Genomic DNA, 26,281 nt, shown 5'->3' with positions numbered 1-26,281 from the left:
TGGTCGCGTGCCTGACTATCGTCATCTCATCGGCGGCGAGCTGGTCGCCGCGTCCCGCACGATGGAGTCGGTCGACCCGAGCACCGGCGAGGCGTGGGCGCGCGTCCCGGCCGGCGGCCCGGCGGAGGCCGAGGCGGCGGTGGCCGCGGCCGCCGCGGCCTTCCCCGCCTGGGCGGCGCTGCCCGCCCTGGCCCGCGCCCACCACCTGCGCAAGGTGTCGGAGATCTTCGGCCGGCACGCGGAGGAGCTGGCCCGGCTGGAGACCCGCGACAACGGCCGCATCCTGCGCGACACGCTGAGGAGGGACCTGCCGGGGATGGCCTTCCTGTGGCAGCTCGCGGCCGGGCAGTGCCTGGACGCGGTCACCGGCGACACCGTCATCCTGGGGCCGGACACGCTCGGCCTGACCCGGCGCGAGCCGTACGGGGTCGTGGTCTGCATCATCCCGTGGAACTCCCCCATCTCGACCTTCTCCGCCAAGGCCGCGTACGCGCTGGCGGCCGGCAACACCGTGGTCGTCAAGCCCGCCGAGCAGGCGAGCGCGTCGGTGCTGCGGCTGGGCGAGCTGCTGGCCGAGGTGTTCCCGCCCGGCGTGCTCAACATCGTCGGCGGGCTCGGCGAGGAGGTGGGCGACGCCCTCGTACGCCACCGCGACGTCGCCAAGATCAGCCTCACCGGCTCCACGGAGACCGGCCGGGCGATCACCCGGGCGTCGGCGGACGCGCTGAAGCCGATGACGTTCGAGCTGGGCGGCAAGTCGCCCAACATCGTCTTCCCCGACGCCGACCTCGACGCCGCCACCCGGGGCGTCACCGTCGACTCGATCTACACGGGCAACGCCGGGCAGGTGTGCGTCGCCGGCTCGCGCATCCTCATCCACCGCTCGATCTGGGACGAGATGCTCGGCCGGATCAGGGACGCCTGCGCGGGGCTGGTGCTGGGCGACCCCCAGGACCTGCGGACCACGATGGGGCCGATCGTGTCGGCCGGGCAGTTCGAGCGCGTGACCTCGTACCTGGAGCTGGCCGCGAAGGAGGGCGCCCGGCTGGTGTTCGGCGGGCGGAGCGGCGTCGAGGTCGTGCCGGAGCTGCCGGGCGGCTACTGGGTGGAGCCGACGCTGTTCGCGACCGAGGACAACGCGCTGCGGGTGTGCCAGGAGGAGATCTTCGGGCCGGTGGCGGTGGCGCTGCCGTTCGACAGCGACGAGGAGGCGCTGGAGATCGCCGACGACTCGCCGTACGGGCTGGCGGCCGGCGTCTGGACCCGCGACCTGGGGCGGGCGCACCGGTTCGTCCGGGATCTGCGGAGTGGGACGGTCTGGGTGAACACCTACCGGCAGATGCCGCCCGGCCTGCCGTTCGGCGGCGTCAAGGACAGCGGGTACGGCCACGATTCGGTCCTGGAGTTCACCCGGGAAAAGGCGGCCATTATCCAGATCTAGTGGATAGAGTTCCGCGTCATGAGCGAGGGGATCAAGGACCGGGCCGAGCCCGGAATGCCCGAGGCGGCGGCTCAGTCGCGGGCGTCGGTGCTGCGCAGCCGCGCCGAGTCGTACATCGCCCTGTCGCGGTACGAGGCCGCGATCGCGGACCTCACCGAGTCGATCGCCCTGGTGCCCGACAACGCCCGCGCCTGGCGGCTGCGCGGCGAGAGCCACCGGATGATCGAGCGGTACGACGCCGCGCTGACGGACTTCGACGAGTCGCTGAAGCTGGAGCCCGACAGCGCGTACGCGCTGGGCTCACGGGGGCAGACGTACGCGGCGATGGACCGCCTGGAGGAGGCCATGGCCGACTTCGAGCACGCCCTTACCCTGACGCCCGACTCGCTGTGGATCCTGGAGGCGAAGGCGGACGCGCTGGTGGACCTCAACCGTCTCGACGAGGCCCTGGACGAGCACGCCAAGATCATCAGGATCAACGGCGAGCAGCCGTACCCGTGGGTGGCCCGCGGCGACCTCTACCAGCGGCTCAACCTCTACCCCGAGGCCATCGACGACTACGCCAAGGCCCTCGCCATCGACCCCGGCCACGTACGCGCCCTGAGCAGGCGCGGCGAGGCCCTGCGCATGATCGACCGCTACGAGGAGGCCCTGGAGGACCTCAACCGCGCCCTGGAGCTGGACCCGGACAACGACCGGGCGCTGGGCAGCAGGGGCGCGGTGCTGAGCGAGCTGGGCGACAACGAGGCGGCCCTGCACGACCTGGACCGGGCCCTCGAACTGGACGACGAGTACGTCTGGGCCTACCGGGTGCGGGGCGAGATCCTCCAGGAGCTGGACCGCCACGAGGAGGCCGTTGCCGACTTCACCCGGGCGCTGCACCTCGAATTCGGCGATTGAGCCTCGCGGCGGGCGGCGGACACGATAGAAAAGCAGCGAAGCCCCCGGCATCGACGGGCGTGGTTGTGGTGGCCCTCCCGTTCGCCGGGGGCTTCGCTGTTTTCGAAGTGCTGTCTCAGATCGCGAGCAGCGCCGAGGCCGGGAGCCGGCCGCCCGCGGACAGCGGGCGCATGGCGATCCGGAGCAGCGCCAGCGCGTTGTCGTCGCCGGCGATGCGGTTCGCGCTGAGCTCGTCGCACGACTGGCAGTGATGGATGATCAGCCACTCGCCGTCCGGCCGGACGGTGACGCTGAACGCCGCCATCCGGCCCCGGCAGCCCGCCCGGCGGTCCCCGGGCACCCGGCGATCGACGTGCAGGCTGGTCAGGCAGTGCGGGCAGTGGTTGCGGTGCGCGGTGCCGGGCGCGGACATGGGCACGTCCAGCCGGCAGCCGACACAGCGGAACGCGTCGCCGCGCTCGCCGTGCCGGACCGCGATCTTGCGCCGTTGCGGCCGTTCGCCACGGCCGGGGTTCCTCCTGGGCATGTCACAGATCACCGAACGCCTCAAGCGGGAACGGCGGCTGCGCGAGCGGGCGTACCGCCATGCGCATGAGGATGAGCTGGTTGTCGTCCCCGCAGATGGGGTTGGACGTCAGCTCGCCGCAGCGGGTGCAGCGGTGGATGAGCATCCAGTCGCCGGTGCGCAGGACCGCGATCGAGATCGGGATCATGCGCGAGCGGCACTCGGACGGGCCGCCCTCCACCCGGTCGAGCACGTGCAGCGAGTGCAGGCAGCTCGGGCAGTGGTTGCGGCGGGCGCCGTCGGGCGCGGCGGCGGTCACGGTGAGGCCGCAGCGCACGCAGGCGAACGTGTCGGTGGAGATGGTGGATCGTGGTTTGCCGTTGCTGGACAACGCGGGTTGCTCCTTGCCGGAAGAAGAACGATGAGCGTCGACGAATGCGGCAAGGGTGCGCCTGGCGGGCCGTCGCGCGTATGGACGCGCGGGCACGCCGGTGCCGTGGGCTGTCGTCCTCCGGCCGGTCGGTGCGGGTGAACGCGGGTCAGCGGCAGGAGGGTCCGGCGGCACGTCGAGGCGCACGCCGCAGCGTGACGGTCATAAACGCACTCCCTCCAGGGGCGGCGGGGTCGCCTGCCCGGCTTTCTCCTCGATCCGATGCTGACGATTCGGACTGTAGCCGGGACGGGTGGCGGGGGGCCAACCATTTTTCCCGGGCTGGAGGTACACCGAACAATGTTCTAGGTTCGGTGCCATGAGCATCGGGTTGAGTGAGGAACACCGGGCGCTGGCCGCGTCCGTGCGCGGGCTCGCCGGGCGCGGCCCCGATCATCCGGCGCTGGCCGCGCAGGGGCTCCTGGGGCTGCACCTGCCGGAGCGCTGCGGCGGGCAGGGGTACGGGCTGCTGGAGCTGTGCGTCGCCCTGGAGGCGCTGGCCGAGCGGCGGGCCGGCGGGCCGTACCTGGCGAGCGTCGTGGCGTCGGCCGTCCTGGCGCGGAGCGGCGGCCACGACGACGTCGTGGCCGCCCTGGCGGACGGGTCGAGAACCGCCGCCGTCGCCCTCCGCCCGGTCGGTGGTGGCTTTTCCGTGCTCGCGCTCGGGGCGGCCGGCGCCGACCATTTCCTCGTGCCGGTCGGTGACGGGTCCTGGGCGCTGCTGGGGCGGGACGCCGTCACCGCCACCCCCGCCGACGGCGTCGACCTCGACCGGAGCCTCTGCACGTTGACCCTGGAGCGGCCCCCCGCGGCGGAGGCGGTGCTGCGCGACGCCCCCGTACGGGAGCTCGCCGCCGTCCTGCTGGGCGCGGACGCCTGCGGGGTCGCCGCCTGGGCGGTCGCGACGGCCGCCGAGTACGCCAAGGTCCGCGAGCAGTTCGGCCGCCCGATCGGCCAGTTCCAGGCCGTCAAGCACCGGGTGGCCGCCGCCCTCGTGGCCGTGGAGCAGGCCCGCGCCGCCGTCTGGGACGCCGCCCGCGCCCTGGACGGCCCCACCCTCGACGACGAGACCCGCCTGGCCGTGGCCGTCGCGGGCGTGCTGGGGCCGGACGCCGGCGTACGGTGCGCCGCCGACGCCATCCAGGTGCTCGGCGGCATCGGCTACACCTTCGAGCACGACGCCCACCGCTACTACCGCCGGGCGCTGTCCGACCGCATGCTCGCCGGCGACCCCGGCGCGTGGGCGGAGGAGGTGACCGGGCTGGCGGTGGCCGGCGTACGGCGGGCGATGGAGCCGGACCTGCCCGAGGAGGCCGCCGCCGTCAGGGACGCCGTCCGGGCCGAGGCGGAGTCGCTGCACGCCGAGGAGCCGGAGGCCAGGAAGGCGAGGTTCGCCCGGGAGGGATGGATCATGCCGCACCTGCCGAAGCCGTGGGGCCGGGGCGCGTCGCCGCTGGAGCAGGTGATCATCCACCAGGAGTTCCGCGGACTCAAGCGGCCGAACCTCGGCATCGGCGCCTGGGCGGCGCCGTCCATCGTCGCGTACGGCACCCCCGAGCAGCGGGAACGTTTCCTGCCGAGGACCTTCACCCGCGAGATCGTGTGGTGCCAGCTCTTCAGCGAGCCCGGCGCGGGCTCGGACCTGGCGGGCCTGACGACCAGGGCCGTGCGCGTGGAGGGCGGCTGGTCGCTCACCGGGCAGAAGATCTGGACCTCGCTCGCCCAGTACGCCCACTGGGGCATCTGCCTGGCCCGCACCTCGCCCGACCGGCCGAAGCACGACGGCATCACGTACTTCCTGGTGGACATGTCCTCCCCCGGCGTCACCGTACGGCCGCTCAAGGAGATCAACGGCGACGAGATCTTCAACGAGGTGTTCCTCGACGACGTCTTCGTCCCGGACGACCTGGTCGTCGGCGAGGTGGACCAGGGCTGGCGGGTCGCCAGGGACACCCTCTCCCACGAACGGGTCGCGCTCGGCGACTCCTGGGGGCCCGGGTCGCAGCACACCGACATGGCCGATCTCATCGCCCGGCTGCCCGCGCTGGGGCAGGCGCGGCGCGAGCAGGCGGGCCGGCTGTGGGCGGAGGGGCAGGCCATCTCGGCCCTCGGGCTGCGGGTGACGCTGTCGAAGCTGTCGGGGGGCGACGCGGGGGCCGCCGCGAGCGTACGGAAGCTGCTCGGTATGCGGCACTCGCAGGCGATCTCCGAGTTCTGCTGGTCGCTCGCCCCGGACGACCCCTACTGGAGCCGCATGATCCTGACGACCCGGGCGTTCACGATCGGCGGCGGGACCACCGAGGTGCAGCTCAACATCATCGCCGAGCGGGCGCTCGGGCTGCCCCGCGATTCGTGACCGGTCAGCTGCCGGCTCCGGGATAGTACGGGGCCGCGAGGTGGGCGTACACGATCGTGTTGTCCCGGTAGCTGTGCGCCCGCCGGTCGAACGTCCCGCCGCAGGTCACCAGCCGCAGGCCCGGGTAGGAGAGCTTGCCGTAGACCTTCCGCGCGGGGAAGCCGGACTTCGGCGCGTGCTCGACCCGGTCGACGACGAAGACGGCCACCGAGCGGTCCGCGCGCAGCACCTGCACCTGGTCGCCGCGCCTGACGTCCTTGAGGCGGGCGAAGACGGCGGGGCCGCTCCTCGTGTCGAGGTGGCCGGTGATGACGGCGGCGCCGCGCTGGCCGGGGACGGGGGCGTAGCGGTACCAGCCGGCCAGGTTCGGATGGTCGAGCGGCGGGTTCTGGATCGCGCCGCCGGCGTCCAGGCCCAGCTCCATCAGAGGGGCCGCCACGCCGACGGACGGGATGTAGACGGCGGTGGGGCGGGCGGCCTTCATCGGCCGGGCGACCACGCCGACGGGCAGGGGGCCGGTGACGGGCGCGGCGCCGGGCGGCGCCTGCCGCGCCGTCGTCCCCGCCGGCGTTCCCGCCGATGGGGCCGGCTCGCCGCCGTCCCCTGTCATGCCGCGCAGCCCGTACGCGATCAGCGCCAGCCCCGCCACCGTGACCACGGCCGCCAGCGCCCAGATCCCCCACTGCCCGCCCCTGCCGGCCGTTCGCGCGGGGGGCGCAGGGTCAGTCGGCATCCCGGCGGCGGCGTACCGCGACGCCGGTCAGGCCCGCGCCCGTGATCAGGGCGAATCCGCCGACCGCGAGCGCCCACACCGGCCCGTCATGGACGAGCCCGCCGCCGCCCGTCTCGGGGTGGCCGCGGGGGACCCGGTGCTCGCGTTCCCGGGCCGGCCGCCAGGGCGCGTCCGACGGCTGCGGGGTGGGCGCCGAGGACCAGGAGTCCTGCGGGGCGGGGCCCCCGGACCAGGTGTCGCCGGGGGTCGGGACGCTGGACCAGGTGTCGCCGGGGGCCGGGGCGTCGGAGCGAGGGTCGCCGGGGACCGGCGACCAGGAGTCGCCCCGGCCCGACCAGGAGTCGCCGGAGCCCGACCACGAGTCGTCCCCGCCGCTCGGCCGGGAGGCGGGCGGCCCGGGGCCGCCGCCCGTCCACGAGCTGTCGGCGGGCGCGTCGCAGCGGAGCGGCGGCGGTAGGACGCAGTCGGATCCCGTTCCCGGCACCTGGGGATCGGTGCGGATGACGGCGGAGGCGGAGGCGGAGGCCGCGAGGCTCACTCCCGCCACCGCTAAAGCTGCCACCGCTCCCGCGGCCGCGAGACGTCGCGCTCTTGCCATGGAAGGCTCCCGAAGAGTCGGCTGTCGCCCCCGATGCTCTAGCGAGCCTTGCGAACTATTGGACCGAGCGTCAAGTTATGTGACCGAAGTGAAACAGGCCGGTACGTTCTGTTCGCGGCGTTTGGCTCTCGACCGAGGTGGCAGGGGACCTCGGACAAGCCGTACAAGTGAGGACGAAGCACCATGAGTAACCCACAGCAGCCCGAACTGCGCAGATCAGGCAAATCTGCCACCGAGTCCAAGTCCGCGAACGCCATCCCCGAGACGAGGAGCGGCGGGAAGCGCTCGGCGCGACCGCACGGCACCGACAAGGGCGGCAAAGGCGGCGGCAAGGGCGGCGGCGTGCCCCCCGGACAGCAGTCCCCGCACCCGGAGTGAGCGCCGCCGTGAAAGGGAGCATCCAGTTCATCGGGAACGCGACGACGCTGATCCGCTACAACGGCTTCACGCTGCTGACGGATCCCAACTTCCTGCACCGCGGACAGCGCGCCTACCTGGGCCACGGCCTGGTCTCGCGCCGCCGTACGGACCCCGCCCTGGAGATCGAGGACCTGCCGACCCTGGACGCGGTCGTGCTCTCGCACATGCACGGCGACCACTGGGACCGGGTCACCCGCAGGGGCCTGGACCGCGACACGCCCATCGTGACCACGCTCTCCGCGGCCGGCAAGCTCCGCCGCCGGGGCTTCCGCCAGAGCGTCGGCCTGCGGCAGTGGCAGCAGCACGAGCTGCGGAACGCGCAGGGCAGCGTCACCATCACGGCACTGCCCGCCAGGCACGCGCCGGGGCCGCTGGAGCGGCTGCTGCCGCCGGTCATCGGGACCATGCTGGAGTTCCGTGACCGCGATGAACGGGTGGAGCTGCGCCTGCACATCAGCGGCGACACGCTGCTCGACCGCCGGCTCGACGCGATCCCGCGCCGCTTCCCGGAGATCGACGTGGCACTCGTCCATCTGGGCGGGACCAAGCTGCTCGGGACCGTGCTCGTCACGATGGACGGCAGCCAGGGCGCCTCGTGGGTGGACCTGCTCGATCCGCGCACGGTCGTGCCGATCCACTACGACGACTACACCGTCTTCACCTCGCCGCTGGACGACTTCCGGCACCACGTGGAGCAGGCGGGCCTGGGCGACCGGGTGGTCTATCTGGAACGGGGCGAAACGCGGGAACTGGCTCCGCACCAGATCGCCCGCCACTGACCGCCACACATCAACCTGATGCGCCACCTGGCCCGGCATGGATCGACCCGCCGCCGATTCGTCACCGGCATGCCCCGGCATCCCGGTGCCTCCCGGGCACCCGGCGGCGGCGTCAGGCTTCCGGGTGGCGGGCGCGGCTGGGCTGCACGCGCATCGGCTCGCCCGGCATTTTCGGATAGTTGGGCGGGTAGGGCATGTCGCCGCGATCGTCCTTGGCATAGAGCTCCAGCAGCGGCTCGATCGAGTAGGCGTGGTCGTCGATGGCCGCGTGCACGTCGCCCAGCTCGGCGAAGCGGGCGGGCACGGTGCGGATGTCGAAGTCGCGCGGGTCGGCGTCGGCCAGCTCGTCCCAGGTCAGCGGGGTGGAGACGGGCGCGTGCGGCTGGGCCCGCACGGAGTAGGCGCTGACCACGGTGCGGTCGCGGGCGTTCTGGTTGAAGTCGATGAAGACACGCTCCCCGCGCTCCTCCTTCCACCAGGCGGTGGTGACCAGGCCAGGATCGCGCTCCTCGACCGCCCTGGCCAGGGCGATGCCGGCGTGACGGACCTGGATGAAGTCCCATCTCGGCTCGATGCGTACGGCGATGTGCGCGCCACGGTTGCCCGAGGTCTTCACGAAGCCGGTCATGCCCAGCTCGCCGAGGACCTCCCTGGCCAGGAAGGCGGCCCGGCGCGCGGCGTCGAAGTCGAGGCCGGGCTGCGGGTCGAGGTCGATGCGCAGCTCGTCGGGGTGCTCGACGTCGGCGGCCCGCACCTGCCAGGGGTGGAAGTCGATGGTGCCGAGATTGGCGCAGTAGGCCAGGGCGGCCACCTCGGTGACGCGCAGGGACTGCGCCGTGCGGCCGCTCGGGAAGGTGACGGTGACCGACTGGAGCCAGTCGGGGTGCTTGGGCGGCATGCGTTTCTGGTAGATGGCGTCGGTCTGCACGCCGTCGGGATGGCGCTTGATGTTGGTCGGGCGGTCGCGCAGCGCCCGCAGCGCGCCCTCACCGACGCTGACGTAATACTCCACCAGCTCGCGCTTCGTGGCGCCGAGCTGCGGGAAGTAGACCTTGTCGGGGTTGGTCACCTTGACGGTGCGCTCCCCCACCTCTAGCTCGATGAACGGCGATGCCATGCCCAGGAACCTACAGCCCTTCTCCGACAGAAACCGGGTGGCAGGCCGGTCGCGAGCAGGGTGGGCCCGCCCCGGAGCACTTCTCGGTGGCGGGACCGAGGGCTCGACAGGGCGGGCCTGCAGATCGTCCACCGCCGTTCCGGGCGCTGGCGCGCCACCCGGCCGGCCGTTCCGACCCCTTCAGCGGCGCCAGCACGGGCGTGGGCTGTGCCGCTCATCGGGTCCGCGGACGATCTCACCCCTTCGCAGGAGGCGATGACACCCCCTTACCGACAAAGACGCGAATTCTCCCCAGAATGGATGCTTCACCCTGCGGAGATCTCTTTTTGCCGGATCTCGCACTTCGGCCGTCTCGTACTCTGGGGGTATGGAAAAGGTCGTCAAGAGCGAGGCCGAATGGCGGTCGCAGCTCTCCCCGGAGGAGTACCACGTCCTCAGGGAGGCCGGGACCGAGCGCCCGTTCACGGGGGAGTACGTCGACACCAAGGTCGAGGGCGTCTACTCGTGCCGCGCCTGCGGCGCCGAGTTGTTCCGCTCCGACACGAAGTTCGAGTCGCACTGCGGGTGGCCGAGCTTCTACGCCCCCTCGGAGTCGGACGCGGTGAAGCTGATCGAGGACCGCAGCCTCGGCATGGTGCGCACCGAGGTGCGGTGCGAGAGGTGCGACTCGCACCTGGGGCACGTCTTCCACGGCGAGGGCTACCCCACGCCCACCGACGATCGCTACTGCATCAACTCGGTGTCGCTGCGCCTCGAACCCAAGGCGTGATCACCCAGCGACTCCGCGTACCAATCTTGGGCCACGGGTAAGCCTCCCCGCGTGCGGTTCATCCATCTCCGCCACCGGTGGGTGACGATCGAGACCATCGGCCGGGTCGTCACCCAGCGGTGCGAGGTGTGCTCGAAGACGCGCGTACGGGTGCGTTGAGCCCTCATTCCGGGGCGGGGTGGGTGAGGGTGCAGCTGCGGTCGGAGGGGCCGATGATGTTGGCGAGGACGGGGTTGCCGTTCCCGCCCAGGCGCGCGTGCACGAACACCACGCGGCGGGTCGCTCCGGCGGCGCGCAGGTAGTCCATGCCGCGTTCGCACAGGACGACGGCGGTGCGGGAGTTGCGCGCGGACTCCGGCAGGTTTGTGTAGATGCGTAAATATCCGCCGACGGAGCGGATGTCCGTGACGCGGCTCTGTGCCTTGTCGGCGGGGGTCCAGTGCGCGCGGAAGTAGTCCATCGCGCGGTGGTCGGTGTGCGAGGACGGGCCGTCGGCCCGGTAGCCGTCCGTGCGGTAGTCGTCGGCCCGGTAGCCGTCGATGGTGTAGCCGTCCACGTTGTAGCCGTCGGTGCGGTTGTCGTCGGCCGTGTCCGTACCGGGGATGGCGAGCAAGCCCTCGTCCTGGGGTGGGGTGGCGCCGGGGATCGCGGCCGGGCCGGTGGTGCCGGTGCCCGGGACCGGCGCGGTCGTGGCGGCTCCGCCGTTGAGCGCGTCCGCCGCGGAGGTGGTCTGTCTGGGAGCGGCGGTCCCCCGGGAGGCGGCCGACGAGCCCGGGGCCGCAGTTCTCCCGGACGTGGCGGACGAGCCCGGACCCCCTGGGGCCGCCGGCCGGTTCGCGTCGCTCGCCGCGGACGGGACGCCCGCTCGCGGCCCTGTACCGTCCGCTCGCCCGGATGACGCCGGACCGTCCGACCGCGTCCCGTCCGGCAGCGCGGCGAGTCCCAGCCCGCTCGTCCCGCCGCCGGCCAACGCGCCGCCGAACACCCCGCCGGCGAGCGCCCCCGCCACTCCCCCGGCCAGCACGAGCGCCCCCACGACCATCACGACCACCGGACGCCGAGAGGCCGGACGGGTCGCATCTTCCCGCGCCCCGCGCCCCCACAGGTCGCGCCGCGGGCGCCGGGCCGCGTGTCGTCCGCTCGCGTGCCTGCGGCTCCCCGGCCGCGGGACCTCTTCCCGCCGTGCCGGATCCGGGTCCGGCGTGCGGCGGGGCTTGCCGGGTGGACGCATGGCGGCCTCCTCACCCCCGTGGGCCCCGGTCGGTCGGGGCTTGCCGGTGTAGGACGCCTACGATCACACTACGGTTGTGGCCCAGGACGAGATCCTGCAATGTCATGAGTTACGCAAGACGTTCGGCGATCTCGTGGCGGTCGCCGACGTCAGCTTCGCCATCACCGCCGGCGAGACGTACGGCCTGCTGGGCCCCAACGGCGCGGGCAAGACGACCACGATCTCGATGATCGCCGGGATCCTCGGCCGCGACGGCGGCGAGGTGCTGGTCTGCGGCCGTCCGCACAGCCCGTCGAGCACCTGGGGCAAGCGCCGCATCGGCTACGTCCCCCAGGAGCTCGCCCTCTACCCCGACCTCACCGCCCGCGAGAACCTGCGCTTCTTCGCCCGCCTCCACGGCCTGGGCCGCGCCGAGGCCCGTCGCCGCATCGAGGAGGTGCTGGCCGTCGTCGGGCTCACCGACCGGGCGAAGGACGCCGTCAAGGAGTTCTCCGGCGGCATGAAGCGGCGGCTCAACATCGGTGTCGGCCTCCTGCACCGCCCGCCCCTGCTGATCCTGGACGAGCCCACCGCGGGCGTGGACCCGCAGAGCCGCAACGCCATCCTGGAGAGCGTCGCCGCGCTCGCCGGCGAGGGCACCGCGATCCTCTACACCACCCACTACATGGAGGAGGCCGAACGCCTCTGCGACCGCATCGGCATCCTCGACCTCGGCCGGATCAGGGCCGAGGGCACCCGCAGGGAGCTGGTCGGCCTGGTGGGCGAGCTGGACCGGATCACGCTGACGGTCGAGGGCCCGCGGGTGGTGCCGGCGCTGCTGGCGCTGCCCGAGGTGCGCGCGGCCACCGGGCACGAGGGCCGCGTCGAGGTGATGGTCGAGGACGCCGGCCGGGCGCTGCCCCGGGTGCTCGGCGCGGCCACGGAGGCGGGCGTGACCGTACGCGCGGCCGAGGTGCACGAGCCGAACCTGGAGTCGGTGTTCCTGCACCTCACCGGCAAGGCGCTGCGGGACTGACATGCGCGCGACCCTCCTCGTCATGGCCAAGGACCTGCGCCAGCGGGTACGCGACCGCTCGCTGTTCCTGCTCGCGCTGGTGGTGCCGTTCGCCCTGGCGGCCGTGTTCAGCCTGGTGTTCAGGGGCATCGACGCCCAGCCGGCGCCGACGCTCGCGCTGGCCGACCGGGACGGCGGGCCGGTCGTCACCGCGTTCGCCGAGCAGGCGCTGCGCCCCCTGGAGCGGAACGGCGTCATCAGGCTGCGCCCGGTCGCGGACGAGCGGGAGGCGCGCGCGGCGGTGGAGCGGGGCGAGGCGGACGCCGCCTACGTCGTCCCGCCCGGGTTCAGCGACGCGGTGACCGGCGGCCGGCCTGCCACCCTCCAGATCATCGGCGACTCCGGCCAGGGCGCGTACGTGGCCCGCGCGATCGCCGAGTCGTTCGCCGCCGAGGTCCGCTACGTGCAGGTCACGCTCGCGGTCGTGGACGGCGGGACGTTCGAGGGGGCGACGCTGGTCCCCCGCCCGGTCACCGTCGAGGACCTGGGGGCGGAGCGGCGGCAGCTCTCGCTCGCGGAGGGGTTCGCGGCCGGGATGACGGTGTTCTTCCTCTTCTTCACCGTGCAGTTCGGCTTCAGCTCGATCCTGGACGAGCGCCGCGACGGCACCCTGGCCCGGCTGCTGGCCGCGCCGGTCCCGCGGACCGCGATCGCACTGGCGAAACTGCTGACGGGGTTCGTCGCCGGCGTCGCCGCCACGGCCGTCCTCATGAGCGCCGCCGCGCTGCTGCTGGGCGCGCGCTGGGGCCACCCGCTGGGCGTGGGGCTGCTCGTCGTGGCGGGCGTGCTGGCCGCGACCGGGGTCATGGCGCTGGTGGCGACGGCGGCGAGGACCGCCGAGCAGGCGGGCAACCTGCAGAGCGTCGTCGCGGTGCTGTCCGGGGTGCTCGGCGGCGTGTTCGTGCCCGTCCAGCAGCTCGGCGGCGCCTTCGCCGCGCTCAGCCTGCTCACCCCGCACCGCTGGTTCCTGCAGGGCCTCGCCGACCTGCACGGGGAGCACGCGCCGGCGGTCGCGCCGGGGCCGACGCTGGCGCTGCTCGCCTTCGCGGCGGTCACGACCGGCCTCGCGCTCCTCCGGGCGGGAAGGATGCTGCGGCCATGACGATCGCGCGCGCCGCCGGGGCGATCGCCTGGGCGAACCTGGTCCGGCTCTTCCGCGACCGGACGAACGTCTTCTTCGTCGTCATCTTCCCGATCGTGCTGATCATGGTGTTAGGGCTGTCGTTCGGCTCCGGCTTCCGTCCCCCGCTCGGCGTCGTGAACGCCGACGGCGGCCCCCGGGCGGCCGAGCTGGTACGGGCACTGGAGGCGGCCGGGCACCGCGTCGTGCCGGTGAGCGGCGACGCCGAGGCCCGTGACGCGGTCGAGCGCGGCAGGCTGGCCGGCGCGCTGATCGTCCCGGCCGGGTACGATCGCGCCCTGCGCTCCTACACCCCCGTCACGCTCGCGTTCATCGGCCGGGACGAGCCTGCGGCCCGCCGGCTCGGCGCCGCGCTGAACGCCGTGGTCACGCGGGTGACGATGCCGGCGCGGGCCGCCGCGTACGCGCGGAGCGCCGGCCTGCCCGGCGGCTTCGACGAGCTGGTGGCGAGGGCGGAGGCCGCTCCCGCGCCCGGCGTCACGGTCGCCGTGAGCGCCGCCGGGGCGGCCGGCCCGTCCCCTCCGGGCGGCTACGAGGTCGCCGCGACCTCGCAGCTGCTCCTGTTCATGTTCCTGACCTCGCTGAACGCCGCCCCGGCGGTCATCGAGACGCGCCGGCTCGGGATCTCGCGCCGGATGTACGCGGCCCCGGTGCCGGTCGGCGTCATCCTGCTCGGCGAGGCCGCGGGCCGAGTGGGCGTGGCCCTGCTCCAGGGCCTGGTCATCATGGCCGGGTCGGCGCTGCTGTTCGGGGTGCGCTGGGGTGACCCGGCCGGCGCGGCCCTGCTGCTGGTGGCGTTCGCGCTGGTGAGCGGCGGGGCCGCGATGCTGCTCGGGGCGGCGGCGCGCACCGAGCAGCAGGCGGGCGCGCTGGGCCTGCTGCTCGGCCTGGGCCTGGCCGCGATCGGCGGCGCGATGGCGCCGCTGGAGTTCTTCCCCGCGCCCATGCGCCTGCTCGCGCACGTCACCCCGCACGCCTGGGCCCTGGACGGCTTCGCCGGGCTGCTGCACGGGGACGCCGGCTTGGCCGGCGTCCTGCCGCAGCTCGGCGTGCTGACCGGCTACGCGGCGGCGCTCCTCGCGCTCGGCGCGTGGCGCCTGCGCGCCGCTCTGTCGCGATGAAGCCGCTAGGGAAGGGCTTCGACCAGCTCGCGCACCGGCTTGCGGGCGCCGGTGTAGAACGGGATCTCGACCCGGGTGTGACGCCGGGCCGAGGCGCCGCGCAGCGTACGCATGAGGTCGACGATGCGGTGCAGCTCGTCGGCCTCGAAGGCGAGCATCCACTCGTAGTCGTTGAGCGAGAAGCAGGAGACCGTGTTGGCCCGCACGTCGGGGTAGTCGCGCGCCATCCGGCCGTGCTCGGCCAGCATCGCCCGCCGCTCGGAGTCCTCCAGGAGGTACCACTCGTAGGAGCGGACGAACGGGTAGACGCTGACGTAGGCGCGCGGCTCCTCCTCAGCGAGGAAGGCCGGGATGTGCGACTTGTTGAACTCGGCCGGCCGGTGCAGCGCCATGGCCGACCAGACGGGCCTGCTGTGCCGGCCGAGCGCCGTGCGGCGGAAGCGGGAGTAGACGTCCTGCAGGTCCTCCGGCGTCGGCGCGTGCCACCAGAACATGAAGTCGGCGTCGGCCCGCAGCCCGGACACGTCGTAGACCCCCCTGGTCACGACGTCCTTGCCCGCGACCTGCTCCAGCAGCTCCTCGACCTCGACCGCCAGGCCGTCGCGGTCGGCGGGGCACGGCTCGGTCGCCTGGAAGACCGACCACATGGTGTAGCGGATCACCTGGTTGAGATCGCGGGCCTTCGGCCGCGGAGCTCCTTCTGTCATCGTTCCTCTTCTCCTCGCTGGGACAGCTGGTCCAAGATCCGGGCGGCCGCCGTACGGGCGGTGCCGATGCAGGCCGGGATGCCGATGCCGTCGTAGGCCGCGCCGCACACGGCGAGCCCCGGCTCGACCGCGACCGCCGCGCGCACCCGGGCCACCCGGTCGAGGTGGCCCACGTTGTACTGGGGAAGCCCGCCTCCCCAGCGGGTGACCCGGCTGTCGACCGGCAGGCCGCGCGCGCCCATCACCTCGGCCATCTCGGCGATGGCGAGCGACACCAGCTCGGCGTCCTCGCGCTGGAGCAGGTGCTCCTCGCCCAGGCGGCCGATCGAGCAGCGCAGGATCACCAGGTCCCTGGCCAGGTGGGGCCACTTCACGGAGCTGAACGTCACCGCCTTGACCGGGCGGCGCTCGACGGGCGGCACGAGGTAGCCGCTGCGGGCGGGCGGCTGCGGGAACGCCGACAGCGGGTAGGCGAGCGTGACGACGGCCATGCTGGCGTACTCGATCCTGGCCAGCTCGGCCGCGGCCTTCGGCGCCTCGTCCTGGAGCAGGCGGGCGGCGGCGGGGCCCGGCGCGGCGACGATCACGGCGTCGGCCTCGACGGTCTCGGGCCTCGGCACCGGCCCGGTCACCAGGCGCCAGCCCTGCCCGGCGCGGCGCAGCTCGCGTACGGTGACGCCGGTCCTGACGTCGGCCCCCGACGCCTTGGCGACCGCCTCGGGCAGCGTGCCGACGCCGCCGCGCAGCGTCGTGAAGACCGGCCCGGCGTTCTTCGGGGTCTCCTCGACCAGGTGGCGGGCAGCCGACAACAGCGAACGCTCAGCCCGGGCCACGGCCGCCACGCGGGGCATCGTGGCCTCCAGCGAGAGCAGGTCGGCGCGGCCCGCGTAGACGCCGCCGAGCAGCGGCTCGACCAGCCGGTCGACGATCTCGCCGCCCATCCTGGCGCGGATGTAGGCGGCCACGGACACGTCGGTGCGGACCAGCGTCGCGGGCAGGATCTGGTCGAGCGGCACGCGCAGCAGCCCGGCGGGCGAGATGATGCCGGACTTCGCCAGCTCGGTCAGGTCGGCGGGCACGCCCATGACCTGGCCCTTCGGCATGGCGTGCAGGGCGCCCCTGGAGTAGATGGCCGAGCTGGTGGTGCCGGGGAAGACCAGCTCGTCGCCGAGGCCGACCGCCCTCGCCAGCTCTGGGCCCTCCGGACGGCGGGCCAGCATGGCCTCCGCGCCGGCGTCCACGCTCACCCCGGCGACCTCGGAGGCGTGCAGCTTGCCGCCGATGCGCGGGCTCGACTCCAGCACGGTGACCTTGACCCGTTCGTCCGCGCCCTGACGGAGGTACCACGCGGCGGCGAGGCCGGAGATCCCTCCGCCGATCACGACGACGTGCGCCCGATTCCCTTCCACGCCTCCTGACGCTACCGCCTCGGCGGGCCGCCCACCTGCGCGGGGCGCGTGACCGGACCGTGATTCATGCCATCAAACCGATCCGCCCGCCGATCCGTCTTCAAGGCATGAGGAGAATCCGGTACGGCATCACGTCATCGCTCGCGGCAGCCGTTCTGCTCCTGGCGGGCTGCGGAGGGGGCGAAGCCACGATCCAGAGCGCGTCCGCGCCCGCGGTGGCGCAGCAGGACATGGCGGCAGAGGCCCGGCCGATGCCCACGGCGATGCCCACGGCCTCGAAGGCGATCCGGCGCGACGCCAAGGCCGATCAGGCGGGCCTGGTCTCCGACGTCAAGGTGACCGGCCAGAACCGCCAGGTCATCTACACCGGCAGCATGACCGTCCGGGTCAAGCAGGTCGGCGACGCGGTCGAGCAGGCCAAGCAGATCGTCACCGCGGCCGGCGGCTACCTGTCCAGCGAGCAGAGCAGCTCGGCCAGCAAGGCGCGGGAGACCGCGACGCTGGAGTTCAAGATCCCGCCGACCGGCTACAACGCCGCGCTCGGCCGGCTCGGCAAGGAGCTCGGCACCCAGGTCTCCATGAAGCAGTCCACCCAGGACGTCACGCTCCAGGTCGCCGACGTCGAGAGCCGGCTCAAGTCGGCCGAGCGGTCGCTGGAGTCGCTGCGTACGCTGCTCAAGCGGGCCGACACCATCGGCCAGGTGCTGGACGTCGAGCGCGAGATCGCCTCCCGTCAGGCGGATCTGGAGTCGTTGCAGGCGCAGCAGAAGGAGCTGGCCACGCAGGTCGCGATGGCGACGCTCACACTGCGGCTGCTCGGGCCGGTGGCCGAGGCGGCGCAGCCCGAGGAGGAGTCCGACGGGTTCCTCGCCGGGCTGAAGAGCGGCTGGAAGGCGCTGCTCTCCAGCCTGGTGGTGCTGCTCACGCTGCTCGGCGCGGTGCTGCCGTGGCTGCTGGTCTCGCTGCCGCTGGTGGCGCTGCTGGTCTATCTGGTGCGCCGGGACCGCGCCCGCCGCGCCGGTCAGGGCCGCGTGCCCGCCGCCCCGCCCTCCCGCCCGGCCGACCCTGACCCCGGGACCGCGTGACCCGATCCCGAGGCCGCATGCCCCCGGACCCAGGGCCCGGTGGCCCGGGTCAGGCGGAGTGCTCGTGGACCAGATCGGTGAGGCGCTTGAGCTGGTCGGGATCGGTCGAGGGCAGGACGCCGTGGCCGAGGTTGAACACGTGCCCCTCGGCGGCGCGCCCCTGCCGCAGCACCTCGCGCGCCTTGCGCTCGACGACCTCCCACGGGGCGAGCAGCACGGCCGGGTCGAGGTTGCCCTGCAGCGCCTTGCCCGGCCCCACGCGGCGGGCCGCCTCGTCGAGCGGCACCCGCCAGTCGACGCCCACGACGTCGGCGCCCGCCTCGCCGAGCAGGCCGAGCAGCTCGCCGGTGCCGACGCCGAAGTGGATGCGCGGGACGTCCGTGAGGCCCTCGAAGATGCGCCGGGTGTGCGGCAGGATGAACTCGCGGTAGTCGGCGGGGGCCACCGCGCCGACCCAGGAGTCGAAGAGCTGCACGGCCGAGGCGCCGGCCGCCACCTGGACGCGCAGGTGCGCGAGGACGATGTCGGACAGCCGCTCCATGAGGTCGTGCCAGAGCTCGGGGGCGCCGTACATCATGGCCTTGGTGCGGTCGTGGTTCTTCGACGGGCCGCCCTCGATCAGATAGGACCCGAGCGTGAACGGCGCTCCCGCGAACCCGATCAGCGGCGTGCCGCCCAGCTCGCCGGTGAGCGCCCGGATCGACTCGGTCACGAACGGCACGTCGTCCGGCTCCAGCGGCCGCAGCGCCGCCAGCCCCTTGGCGTCGCGGATCGGGTCGGCCACGACCGGCCCGACCCCCGGCTTGATGTCGAGGTCGATGCCGATGGCCTTGAGCGGCACCACGATGTCGCTGAAGTAGATGGCCGCGTCGACGCCGTAGCGGCGGACCGGCTGCATGGTGATCTCGACGATCAGCTCGGGGGTCGCGCACGCGGTGAGCATGGGGACGCCCTCACGCACCTTGAGGTATTCCGGCAGCGAGCGCCCCGCCTGGCGCATGTACCAGACCGGGGTGTGCGGAACGGGCTGGCGGCGGCAGGCACGCAGGAACGCGGAGTCGGCGAGATTCACCCATCAAGGGTGCCATGTCCGGGCGCCGGTCCCGCCATCGGTGCTGGGAGACGCGCGGTGTCGGAAAAAGATGCATTGGACACCCAAAATCATGATCAGATAGCAAGATGAAGGTTTACCGGTCTGCTCGACATCGGCGTCCCGTGCGGGTCGAGCACACCCCACGGCCGGGCAGAGAGCCGGTCCCGGCTGCGTCAAATGTTCGCCAACCCACCGCGCGGCACCGATTCAGCGACCACTTTCGGGACACGCCGAGCGCGTTGCGGGGAATTGTCAGCGGCTCGTGCCAACGTCGGAGCCACGACCCGAAGAAAGGCCCCGTTGCGATGTCCGCGTTGTGGAGTTCCCCAGAGCGCCGTAGTGAGCGCTGCGCTTCCTGCGGTGGCGATCGGCCCTTCGAGCAGCCCCCGTGCCCGGACGGGCACGAGCCGGGCGAGTGCCCCGAGTGGGCCTGCTCCGGCTGCGGCCACGCGATCGTCCTCGGCTCCGCCGAGACCGCCCGACCGGTTCGCCAGCTTGTTACGGCTTTGGCTTGATCACCAAGGATGCGCACCCCCGTGGTCCCCTTCCGCCCGACATCGACCTACGCTTCGGCTATGCCACTCGGTGACCAGCCACCGCCTCCGGCCACGTTCCTCCGCGCGGCCCAGAGCCTCCGGCTGTCCGAGGTGCGGCCGGAGATCGAGCTGGAGGACCTGCCCGCGCCCCAGCGTCTGGCCCCCTACTCGGCCGCCATCGGCGCGTCCGTCTACCGCGACGACGACGAGCTCGCCGTCGGCCGGCTGATCCTCCTCTACGACCCCGACGGACAGCGCGGCTGGGAGGGGCCGTTCCGGCTGGTGGCCTACGTCAGGGCCGACATGGAGCCGGAGATCACCTCCGACCCGCTGCTCGGGCCGGTCGTGTGGAGCTGGCTCACCGAGACTCTGGAGTCCCATCAGGCCGACTACTCGGCCGCCGGCGGTACCGTGACTAGAGCCGTGTCCGAGGGGTTCGGCAACAAGGCCGAGGATCCGGTCACGACCGAGCTGGAGCTGAGAGCCTCCTGGTCTCCCGCACAGGAGGATCTGTCCGGCCATGTCGCCGCCTGGTGCGACCTGATGTGCCTGGCCGCGGGCATCCCGCCGCTCCCGCCGGACGTGGCCGCGCTGCCCCGGCGACGTGATGATCCGGAGAGTGACCGTACGAAGTGAGGGCACCAGTCGACACCGCACGAGCGTCATGAGGTCGGTGAACTCATGACAGAAGAACGAACCGTCGAGCCGCTGCTCGAACCCCGCGAGGGCATCCCGCCGGTGATCGCCGACGCGGACGGCCTGGCGAGGATGGTCGAGCGTTTCGCCGCGGGCGAAGGGCCCGTCGCCGTGGACGCCGAACGCGCCTCGGGCTACCGCTACGGCAACCGCGCCTACCTCGTGCAGCTCCGCCGGGCGGGATCGGGCACCGCGCTGATCGACCCGATCGCCTGCCCCGACCTGTCCGCGCTGGACGCCGCCGTGGCCGAGGCGGAGATCGTGCTGCACGCCGCGTCGCAGGACCTGCCGTGCCTGCTGGAGGTGGGCTTCCGGCCCCGGGAGATGTTCGACACCGAGCTCGCCGGGCGGCTGCTCGGCTACGAGCGGGTGGGGCTCGGCACGATGGTGGAGACCGTGCTCGGGCTGCGGCTGGAGAAGGGCCACTCGGCCGCCGACTGGTCCACCAGGCCGCTGCCGGAAGACTGGCTGCGCTACGCGGCGCTCGACGTCGAGGTGCTGGTCGAGCTCCGTGACGTGCTCCACGCGCAGCTCGCCGAGAGCGGGAAGCTGGAGTGGGCGCGCGAGGAGTTCGCCGCCGTGCTCGGCACGCCGCCGCCCGTGCCGCGCTCCGACCCGTGGCGGCGCACCTCGGGCATCCACAAGGTACGCAACGTGCGGGCCCTCGCCATCGTGCGCGAGCTGTGGCTCATGCGCGACCGCATCGCCCGCGAGGCCGACCTCGCGCCGGGCCGGGTGCTGCCCGACGCGGCCATCGTCACGGCGGCGCTCGAAGGACCGCGCACCAAGAAGGCGCTGACCGAGATCTCCGCCTTCACCGGGCGCAGCGCCCGGCGGCACATGAGCGACTGGCTGGCCGCCGTCCACCGCGCCCGCAACCTGCCCGACAGCCAGCTCCCCGCCCCGAGCACGCCGGGCGACGGACCGCCGCCGCCCAACCGCTGGGCCGACCGCGACCCGGCCGCCGCCAAGCGCCTGGCCGCGGCGCGGGCCGTCATCGCGGCGCTGGCCGACGAGCACCACATGCCGACCGAGAACCTGTTGCAGCCGGACGCGGTGCGCCGGCTCACCTGGGAGCCTCCCGACGATCTCGACGACGAGACCGTGGCCGACCGGCTGCGCGCCCTGGGCGCGCGGGAGTGGCAGATCACCCTCACGGCCCACCCCATCGCCAAGGCCTTGTCCCGGTTGCAGATCCGGGGCGAGCTCTGACCCCTCGCCCGGGAGCGGTCTCGTGATCACGAGACCGCTCCCGCTACGGCGGCAGTCAGGGGATGCCGAAATTCCGTCGACAAGGCTGTCACCCGCCGCCTAGGTTGCGGATCATGGCAGGAAGCCCCGAGTGCGACTGCGGCGCGGTCGCCGGCCCGCTGGGCGCTTGCGTGGACTATTACCACGCGATCCTCTCCGAAGAGCAGGCCGATACTCAGATGTACAGGTGGCACGCGCCCGTGGTCTGCGTCTATCTCCTGCAGCATCCCTCCAGAGCGCACCAGAAGTACCTCGACGGGCAGTTCCGCCAGTTGCAGCTCTACCTGGACAAGGGTCTTGACGCGCTGCTGCGCGTGGCGGCTCATCAGGTGGCCAGGAACAACCACCGGGCGCGGGCGGGCTACGACGCGAGCCCGCTGGCGGCGTACGAGCCGCTGCCGCCCGGCGGGCCCCCCGTGCGCTTCCGGGCCTCGTTCTGCGGGTTGCCGGTCAGGGACGGCAGCTTCGTGTTCGACGGGCATCAGGCGTACGGGCACCGCATCGAGCTCATCGCCGAGGCGACAGTGGAATCCTGGAGATCCGTCCAGGCGTAGTGAGGGGACTTGACGCGTTCGGGCGCGCAGCCGTACCGTTCGGGAAAGCGCTTTCCCCGTATTGTCCTTGAAGGGATCCCTATGAGCGTGCGCACCATCGGCGTCGTGATGAACGGCGTCACCGGACGGATGGGCTACCGCCAGCACCTGGTCCGTTCCGTCCTGGCCATCAACGAGCAGGGCGGCGTGACGCTCTCGGACGGCGAGCGGGTGAAGCTGCGGCCCGTCCTCGTCGGCAGGAGCGCCGGCAAGCTCGCGGACATCGCGGCCAGGCACGCGATCCCCGACCACACCACCGACCTCGACGCCGCGCTCGCCGACGACGACAACCTGATCTACTTCGACGCCCAGGTGACCAGCGCCCGCGTGAAGGCCGTGCTGAAGGCCATCGAGGCGGGCAAGCACATCTACGCCGAGAAGCCCACGGCCGAGTCGGCGCAGGAGGCGGTCGCGCTGGCCGAGGCCGCCACCGCCAAGGGCGTCAAGAACGGCGTGGTGCAGGACAAGCTGTTCCTGCCCGGCCTGCTGAAGCTGAAGCGGCTGATCGACGGCGGCTTCTTCGGCCGGATCCTGTCGGTGCGCGGCGAGTTCGGCTACTGGGTGTTCGAGGGCGACTGGCAGGAGGCCCAGCGCCCGTCCTGGAACTACCGCGCCGAGGACGGCGGCGGCATCGTGCTCGACATGTTCCCGCACTGGCACTACGTGCTGGAGAACCTGTTCGGCCGGGTCGAGTCGGTCTACGCCCGCGCCGTGACGCACATCCCGTCCCGGGTGGACGAGCAGGGCGCCACCTACCAGGCCACCGCGGACGACGCCGCGTACGGCGTGTTCGAGCTCGAAGGCGGCATCGTCGCGCAGATCAACTCGTCCTGGGCGGTCCGCGTGAACCGCGACGAGCTGGTGGAGTTCCAGGTGGACGGCACGCACGGCAGCGCCGTCGCGGGCCTGCGCAACTGCCGCGTCCAGCACCGCTCGGCCACGCCGAAGCCGGTCTGGAACCCCGACCTGCCGGTCACCGCGCGCTTCCGCGACGACTGGCAGGAGGTGCCGGACAACGGGGAGTTCGACAACGGGTTCAAGATCCAGTGGGAGGCGTTCGTCCGGCACGTGCTGGAGGACGCGCCCTTCCCCAACGACTTCGCCTCGGGCGCGCGTGGCGTCCAGCTCGCCGAGCTGGGGCTGCGCTCGTCGGCCGAGGGCCGCAGGATCGAGGTGCCGCAGCTGTGAGGATCGACCTGCCGGGGCACGGCCCGTACACGGTGCGGGAGCGTACGGACTGGGCGGTGTCCGCCGCGCCGGCCGCGAGCCGCGTCGCCTACGCCGCCGCCCACGTGGTGGCCGACCCGCTCGGCGACAACACGCCGGGCTCCCCCGCCGCCGTGGACTGGGACGCCACCCTCCGCTTCCGTCACCACCTGTGGGCGCACGGCCTGCGCATCGCCGACGCGATGGACACCGCGCAGCGCAACATGGGCCTGGACTGGGCGGCGACCGCCGAGCTGATCCGGCGCACCGCCGCCGAGGCGCGGACGCTCGGCGACCCGGCCACGCTGGTGTCGTGCGGCGCGGGCACCGACCACGCGCCGGACGCCGCCGACCTGGACGCGATCACCGCCGCCTACGCCGAGCAGATCGAGACCGTCCAGTCGGCGGGCGCGGGCGTGATCGTCATGGCCTCCCGCCAGCTCGCCAGGGTCGCGACCGGCCCCCGCGACTACCACCAGGTGTACGGCAAGCTCTTCGGCCTGGCCGAGCGCCCGGTGATCCTGCACTGGCTGGGCGAGATGTTCGACCCGCAGCTGGCCGGCTACTGGGGCTCGCGGGACGTGGCGGCGGCGACGGAGTCGTTCCTGGAGCTGGTGCACGCCCACGCCGCCATGGTGGACGGCGTGAAGGTGTCGCTGCTGGACGAGGAGCACGAGGTGCGGCTGCGCGCCGCGCTCCCCGACGGCGTGCGGCTCTACACCGGCGACGACTTCAACTATCCGTCGCTGATCGCCGGCGGCTCGCACGCGCTGCTCGGCATCTTCGACGCCATCGCCCCCGCGGCCGCGGCCGCGCTGCGCGAGCTGGACGCCGCCGAGGCGGGCGACGAGGCGGCCAGAGCCCGCTACGAGGAGATCCTGGCCCCGACGGTCCCGCTGTCGCGCAAGATCTTCGAGTCGCCGACCTACCACTACAAGACCGGCATCGTCTTCCTGTCCTGGCTGAACGGCCACCAGGACGCCTTCGCCATGGTCAACGGCGCGCAGTCGGCCCGCTCGCTGCTCCACCTGGCCGAGGTGTTCCGCCTGGCCGACCAGGCGGGGCTGCTGGCCGATCCGGAGCTCGCGGTGCGCCGCATGTCGGCGCTGCTGGCGGTGAACGGCCGGTGAGCCTGTCACTCAACCAGTGGACGACGCGGCGCTGGTCCGTGGCCGAGGCCGTGGACGGCTGCGCGCGGCACGGCCTGGAGGCGATCGGGCTGTGGCGGGAGAAGGTGGCCGAGCAGGGCCTCGCGGCCAGCGCCAAGCTGGTACGTGACGCCGGCCTGCGGGTGTCGTCCCTGTGCAGGGGCGGCTTCCTGACGACGGGCGGCGAGGCGTTCGCCGCCGCGCTGGCCGACAACCGGCGGGCCATCGACGAGGCGGCCGAGCTGGAGGCGGCCTGCCTGGTGCTGGTGGTCGGCGGCCTGCCCGGGATCAGGCCGGGCGAGCCGCTGACCGAGACGTCAGGGCGGGACCTGGCGGGCGCGCGGGAGCGGGTGGCCGAGGCGCTGGCCGAGCTGGCGCCGTACGCCGGGGAGCGGGGCGTCAAGCTCGCCCTGGAGCCGCTGCACCCGATCTACTGCCCCGACCGGGCGGTGCTGTCCACGCTGGGCCAGGCGCTCGACCTGGCCCTGGCCTACCCGGAGGAGCAGGTCGGCGTGGTGGTGGACACCTTCCACGTGTGGTGGGACCCGCGCCTGTTCGCCGGCGTGGCGCGGGCCGGCCGCCGGATCGCGAGCTACCAGGTGTGCGACTACCTGCATCCGCTGCCGGCGGACGTGCTGCTCGGGCGGGGCATGATGGGCGACGGGGTGATCGACTTCCCGCCGATCACCCGCGCGGTCCTGGACGCCGGTTACACCGGCGACGTCGAGGTGGAGATCTTCAACGCCGACGTCTGGGCCGCCGACCCTGACGAGGTGCTGGCCACCATGAAGGCCCGTTACGCGGAGGTCGTACGGGCCTGATCCGGTGACGACGGCGTGACCGTGCCGGCCGCGCCGTCGAGCTCGATCTCCTGTCCGGTCGTGATGCGGTGGGTGGCGTCGGCGACGCCGACGACGGCCGGGATGCCGTACTCACGGGCCACCACCGCGCCGTGCGACATGGCCCCGCCCATCTCCATGACCAGCCCGCCCGCGGTCAGGAACAGCGGCGTCCAGCCCGGGTCGGTGGACGGGCAGACCAGGATCTCGCCCGGCTCCAGGTGCGCGCCGACGGGGTCGAGCACGACGCGGGCGCGGCCGATGACCGTGCCGGCCGAGGCCGCGGTGCCGACGAGCGCGCCCTCGGCCGCCGGGGTGGCCAGCGCCTCGGGCTCGGTGCCGTCGGACAGCAGCATCCGGGGCACGTGCCGGCGGCGCGACTCCCGCTCGTGCTCGGCCCTGCGCCGGGCCACCAGCTCCCGCAGGTCGCCGCCGGCCAGCGCGGCCCTGGCCTCGCGCAGGTCGAGGAAGAACACGTCGCCGGGGGCGTCGAGCACGCCCAGATCGGTCAGGTGCTCCCCGACGGCGAGCAGGCTGTGCCGGACCCCGGACAGCGCCTTGACGAGGTAGAACTTGGGCAGCTCGCGCAGCCCGGCGTAGGCACGGGTGCGCCGCAGCGCGAACCGCGTCACCGGGCCCCGCCACCGGCCCCTGGCGCGGGCCGCGGCGGTCACGCGGGCGGCGGCCGCCCGCGCCTGGGCCTCGCCCTTGGCGAACAGCGCGGCGGGCGCGAGGTCGGAGCCGGCGTCCATGCGCAGATAGTTGGCCAGCGCGCCGAGGATGTGGGCGGGCTCCTCCGACCAGCGGGGCACGCCGAGGTCGATCTCGGCGACGCCGCGGTGGCCGTACTCGGCGAGGAACGCGGCGACGCCGCGCTGCGCGACCGGCGGCAGCTCGCCGGCCTCGTAGCGGCGCACCAGCTCGGCGACCGTCAGCTCGGCGAACGGCTCCGGCTCGACGCGGGTGGCCAGCTCCCACAGCTTCAGGTCCATCTCGGTGGTGGGGTTGTCCGGGAGGCCGCGCAACGCCTGGACCACGCCGAGCGGCTGCTGGCCGCCACGTTCCCGTCGATCGTCTCGGTGATGCCGATCGTGCTCACGGGCTACGGCCTGTTCGCGCTGGC

The 26,281-nt window shown here is 73.3% G+C and carries 26 protein-coding genes; 16 read left to right on the top strand and 10 right to left on the bottom strand.

Translation table 11 applies throughout. The annotated features are described in order from the left end of the window. The first annotated feature begins 7 nt into the window (after positions 1-7). Both ACBR40_RS17600 and ACBR40_RS17595 read left to right on the top strand, forming a co-directional pair. On the top strand, positions 8-1,441 hold the full coding sequence (locus ACBR40_RS17600; protein WP_371249416.1) for an aldehyde dehydrogenase family protein: 1,434 nt from the start codon (positions 8-10) through the stop codon (positions 1,439-1,441). A gap of 18 nt (positions 1,442-1,459) precedes the next feature. After that, a complete protein-coding gene (locus ACBR40_RS17595) occupies positions 1,460-2,341 on the top strand; it encodes a tetratricopeptide repeat protein (protein ID WP_371249415.1) in 882 nt (293 codons plus the stop codon). Between the two features lie 115 nt (positions 2,342-2,456). Here the strand turns inward: ACBR40_RS17595 and ACBR40_RS17590 are convergent, their stop codons facing one another. Both ACBR40_RS17590 and ACBR40_RS17585 read right to left on the bottom strand, forming a co-directional pair. Further along, entirely contained in the window at positions 2,457-2,867 is a 411-nt protein-coding gene (locus ACBR40_RS17590; RefSeq protein ID WP_344212241.1) for an RNHCP domain-containing protein, read from the bottom strand. Between the two features lies 1 nt (position 2,868). Next, a complete protein-coding gene (locus ACBR40_RS17585) occupies positions 2,869-3,237 on the bottom strand; it encodes an RNHCP domain-containing protein (protein ID WP_344212243.1) in 369 nt (122 codons plus the stop codon). A 358-nt stretch (positions 3,238-3,595) separates the two neighbouring features. Between ACBR40_RS17585 and ACBR40_RS17580 the strand changes: the two genes are divergently transcribed. After that, positions 3,596-5,632, top strand: a complete 2,037-nt coding sequence (locus ACBR40_RS17580; RefSeq protein ID WP_371249414.1) for an acyl-CoA dehydrogenase — start codon at positions 3,596-3,598, stop codon at positions 5,630-5,632. Between the two features lie 4 nt (positions 5,633-5,636). Here ACBR40_RS17580 and ACBR40_RS17575 read toward each other — a convergent pair whose 3' ends face one another. Together ACBR40_RS17575 and ACBR40_RS17570 are read right to left on the bottom strand one after the other, a co-directional pair. Then, positions 5,637-6,365, bottom strand: coding sequence for a class F sortase (locus tag ACBR40_RS17575; RefSeq protein WP_371249413.1), 729 nt, complete (start codon positions 6,363-6,365; stop codon positions 5,637-5,639). Next, positions 6,355-6,963, bottom strand: a complete 609-nt coding sequence (locus ACBR40_RS17570) for a hypothetical protein (RefSeq protein WP_371249412.1) — start codon at positions 6,961-6,963, stop codon at positions 6,355-6,357. Before ACBR40_RS17570 ends, ACBR40_RS17575 begins: the two co-directional genes overlap by 11 nt. Positions 6,964-7,146: 183 nt before the next feature. On the opposite strand from ACBR40_RS17570, the gene ACBR40_RS17565 reads away from it, so the two are divergent. Continuing rightward, a complete protein-coding gene (locus ACBR40_RS17565; protein WP_344212251.1) occupies positions 7,147-7,341 on the top strand; it encodes a hypothetical protein in 195 nt (64 codons plus the stop codon). Positions 7,342-7,349: 8 nt separating this feature from the next. After that, complete coding sequence (locus tag ACBR40_RS17560) at positions 7,350-8,162, top strand: MBL fold metallo-hydrolase (protein ID WP_344212253.1); 813 nt, start codon at positions 7,350-7,352, stop codon at positions 8,160-8,162. Between the two features lie 112 nt (positions 8,163-8,274). Here the strand turns inward: ACBR40_RS17560 and ligD are convergent, their stop codons facing one another. Further along, positions 8,275-9,279: a non-homologous end-joining DNA ligase gene (gene ligD, locus ACBR40_RS17555; protein ID WP_371249411.1), complete on the bottom strand. Its 1,005-nt coding sequence runs from the start codon at positions 9,277-9,279 to the stop codon at positions 8,275-8,277. Positions 9,280-9,646: 367 nt separating this feature from the next. On the opposite strand from ligD, the gene msrB reads away from it, so the two are divergent. After that, complete coding sequence (msrB, locus tag ACBR40_RS17550) at positions 9,647-10,048, top strand: peptide-methionine (R)-S-oxide reductase MsrB (RefSeq protein WP_020542927.1); 402 nt, start codon at positions 9,647-9,649, stop codon at positions 10,046-10,048. A gap of 163 nt (positions 10,049-10,211) precedes the next feature. On the opposite strand, the gene ACBR40_RS17545 is transcribed toward msrB, so the two are convergent. Beyond that, positions 10,212-11,090, bottom strand: coding sequence for a hypothetical protein (locus tag ACBR40_RS17545; RefSeq protein WP_371249410.1), 879 nt, complete (start codon positions 11,088-11,090; stop codon positions 10,212-10,214). Positions 11,091-11,355: 265 nt separating this feature from the next. On the opposite strand from ACBR40_RS17545, the gene ACBR40_RS17540 reads away from it, so the two are divergent. From ACBR40_RS17540 to ACBR40_RS17530, 3 genes are read left to right on the top strand one after another with little or no spacing between them, the layout of a single operon-like run. Then, positions 11,356-12,294: an ABC transporter ATP-binding protein gene (locus tag ACBR40_RS17540; protein ID WP_344212259.1), complete on the top strand. Its 939-nt coding sequence runs from the start codon at positions 11,356-11,358 to the stop codon at positions 12,292-12,294. A gap of 1 nt (position 12,295) precedes the next feature. Beyond that, the gene (locus tag ACBR40_RS17535; protein ID WP_371249409.1) at positions 12,296-13,435 is read left to right on the top strand and encodes an ABC transporter permease; all 1,140 of its coding nucleotides are present in this window, start codon (positions 12,296-12,298) and stop codon (positions 13,433-13,435) included. Then, positions 13,432-14,595: an ABC transporter permease gene (locus tag ACBR40_RS17530; RefSeq protein ID WP_371249408.1), complete on the top strand. Its 1,164-nt coding sequence runs from the start codon at positions 13,432-13,434 to the stop codon at positions 14,593-14,595. The genes ACBR40_RS17535 and ACBR40_RS17530 overlap by 4 nt, the downstream gene beginning before the upstream one ends. A 5-nt stretch (positions 14,596-14,600) precedes the next feature. On the opposite strand, the gene hemQ is transcribed toward ACBR40_RS17530, so the two are convergent. Further along, positions 14,601-15,302 (bottom strand): hydrogen peroxide-dependent heme synthase, encoded by a 702-nt coding sequence (hemQ, locus tag ACBR40_RS17525; protein ID WP_344212265.1) that lies wholly within the window; start codon positions 15,300-15,302, stop codon positions 14,601-14,603. Continuing rightward, positions 15,299-16,711: a protoporphyrinogen oxidase gene (gene hemG / locus ACBR40_RS17520; protein ID WP_371249407.1), complete on the bottom strand. Its 1,413-nt coding sequence runs from the start codon at positions 16,709-16,711 to the stop codon at positions 15,299-15,301. The genes hemQ and hemG overlap by 4 nt, the downstream gene beginning before the upstream one ends. Before the next feature lie 107 nt (positions 16,712-16,818). On the opposite strand from hemG, the gene ACBR40_RS17515 reads away from it, so the two are divergent. After that, positions 16,819-17,796, top strand: a complete 978-nt coding sequence (locus ACBR40_RS17515) for a DUF4349 domain-containing protein (RefSeq protein WP_371249406.1) — start codon at positions 16,819-16,821, stop codon at positions 17,794-17,796. A gap of 49 nt (positions 17,797-17,845) precedes the next feature. Here the strand turns inward: ACBR40_RS17515 and hemE are convergent, their stop codons facing one another. Beyond that, the gene (hemE, locus tag ACBR40_RS17510) at positions 17,846-18,844 is read right to left on the bottom strand and encodes a uroporphyrinogen decarboxylase (protein WP_344212814.1); all 999 of its coding nucleotides are present in this window, start codon (positions 18,842-18,844) and stop codon (positions 17,846-17,848) included. Positions 18,845-19,464: 620 nt separating this feature from the next. On the opposite strand from hemE, the gene ACBR40_RS17505 reads away from it, so the two are divergent. The 6 genes from ACBR40_RS17505 (at position 19,465) to ACBR40_RS17480 (ending at position 25,140) form a co-directional block, all read left to right on the top strand. Continuing rightward, a complete protein-coding gene (locus tag ACBR40_RS17505; protein ID WP_329573918.1) occupies positions 19,465-20,061 on the top strand; it encodes a DUF3000 domain-containing protein in 597 nt (198 codons plus the stop codon). Positions 20,062-20,106: 45 nt separating this feature from the next. Beyond that, a complete protein-coding gene (locus ACBR40_RS17500) occupies positions 20,107-21,333 on the top strand; it encodes an HRDC domain-containing protein (protein ID WP_371249405.1) in 1,227 nt (408 codons plus the stop codon). A gap of 113 nt (positions 21,334-21,446) precedes the next feature. Next, positions 21,447-21,926, top strand: coding sequence for a DUF5946 family protein (locus tag ACBR40_RS17495; RefSeq protein WP_371249404.1), 480 nt, complete (start codon positions 21,447-21,449; stop codon positions 21,924-21,926). An 81-nt stretch (positions 21,927-22,007) separates the two neighbouring features. Then, positions 22,008-23,153, top strand: a complete 1,146-nt coding sequence (locus ACBR40_RS17490) for a Gfo/Idh/MocA family oxidoreductase (RefSeq protein WP_344212277.1) — start codon at positions 22,008-22,010, stop codon at positions 23,151-23,153. Continuing rightward, entirely contained in the window at positions 23,150-24,301 is a 1,152-nt protein-coding gene (locus ACBR40_RS17485) for a dihydrodipicolinate synthase family protein (protein WP_371249403.1), read from the top strand. Before ACBR40_RS17490 ends, ACBR40_RS17485 begins: the two co-directional genes overlap by 4 nt. Continuing rightward, positions 24,298-25,140 (top strand): sugar phosphate isomerase/epimerase family protein, encoded by an 843-nt coding sequence (locus tag ACBR40_RS17480; protein WP_371249402.1) that lies wholly within the window; start codon positions 24,298-24,300, stop codon positions 25,138-25,140. Before ACBR40_RS17485 ends, ACBR40_RS17480 begins: the two co-directional genes overlap by 4 nt. On the opposite strand, the gene ACBR40_RS17475 is transcribed toward ACBR40_RS17480, so the two are convergent. After that, positions 25,116-26,281, bottom strand: a 1,166-nt coding sequence (locus ACBR40_RS17475) for a PEP-utilizing enzyme (protein ID WP_371249401.1), incomplete at its 5' end; no start/stop codon positions are given. The genes ACBR40_RS17480 and ACBR40_RS17475 overlap by 25 nt on opposite strands.

The organism is Nonomuraea sp. AD125B, assembly GCF_041402765.1.
Classification (GTDB): Bacteria; Actinomycetota; Actinomycetes; order Streptosporangiales; family Streptosporangiaceae; genus Nonomuraea; species Nonomuraea bangladeshensis.
The sequence above is the reverse complement of the archived record's forward strand: the minus strand, read 5'-3'. Positions and strand labels throughout refer to the sequence as shown.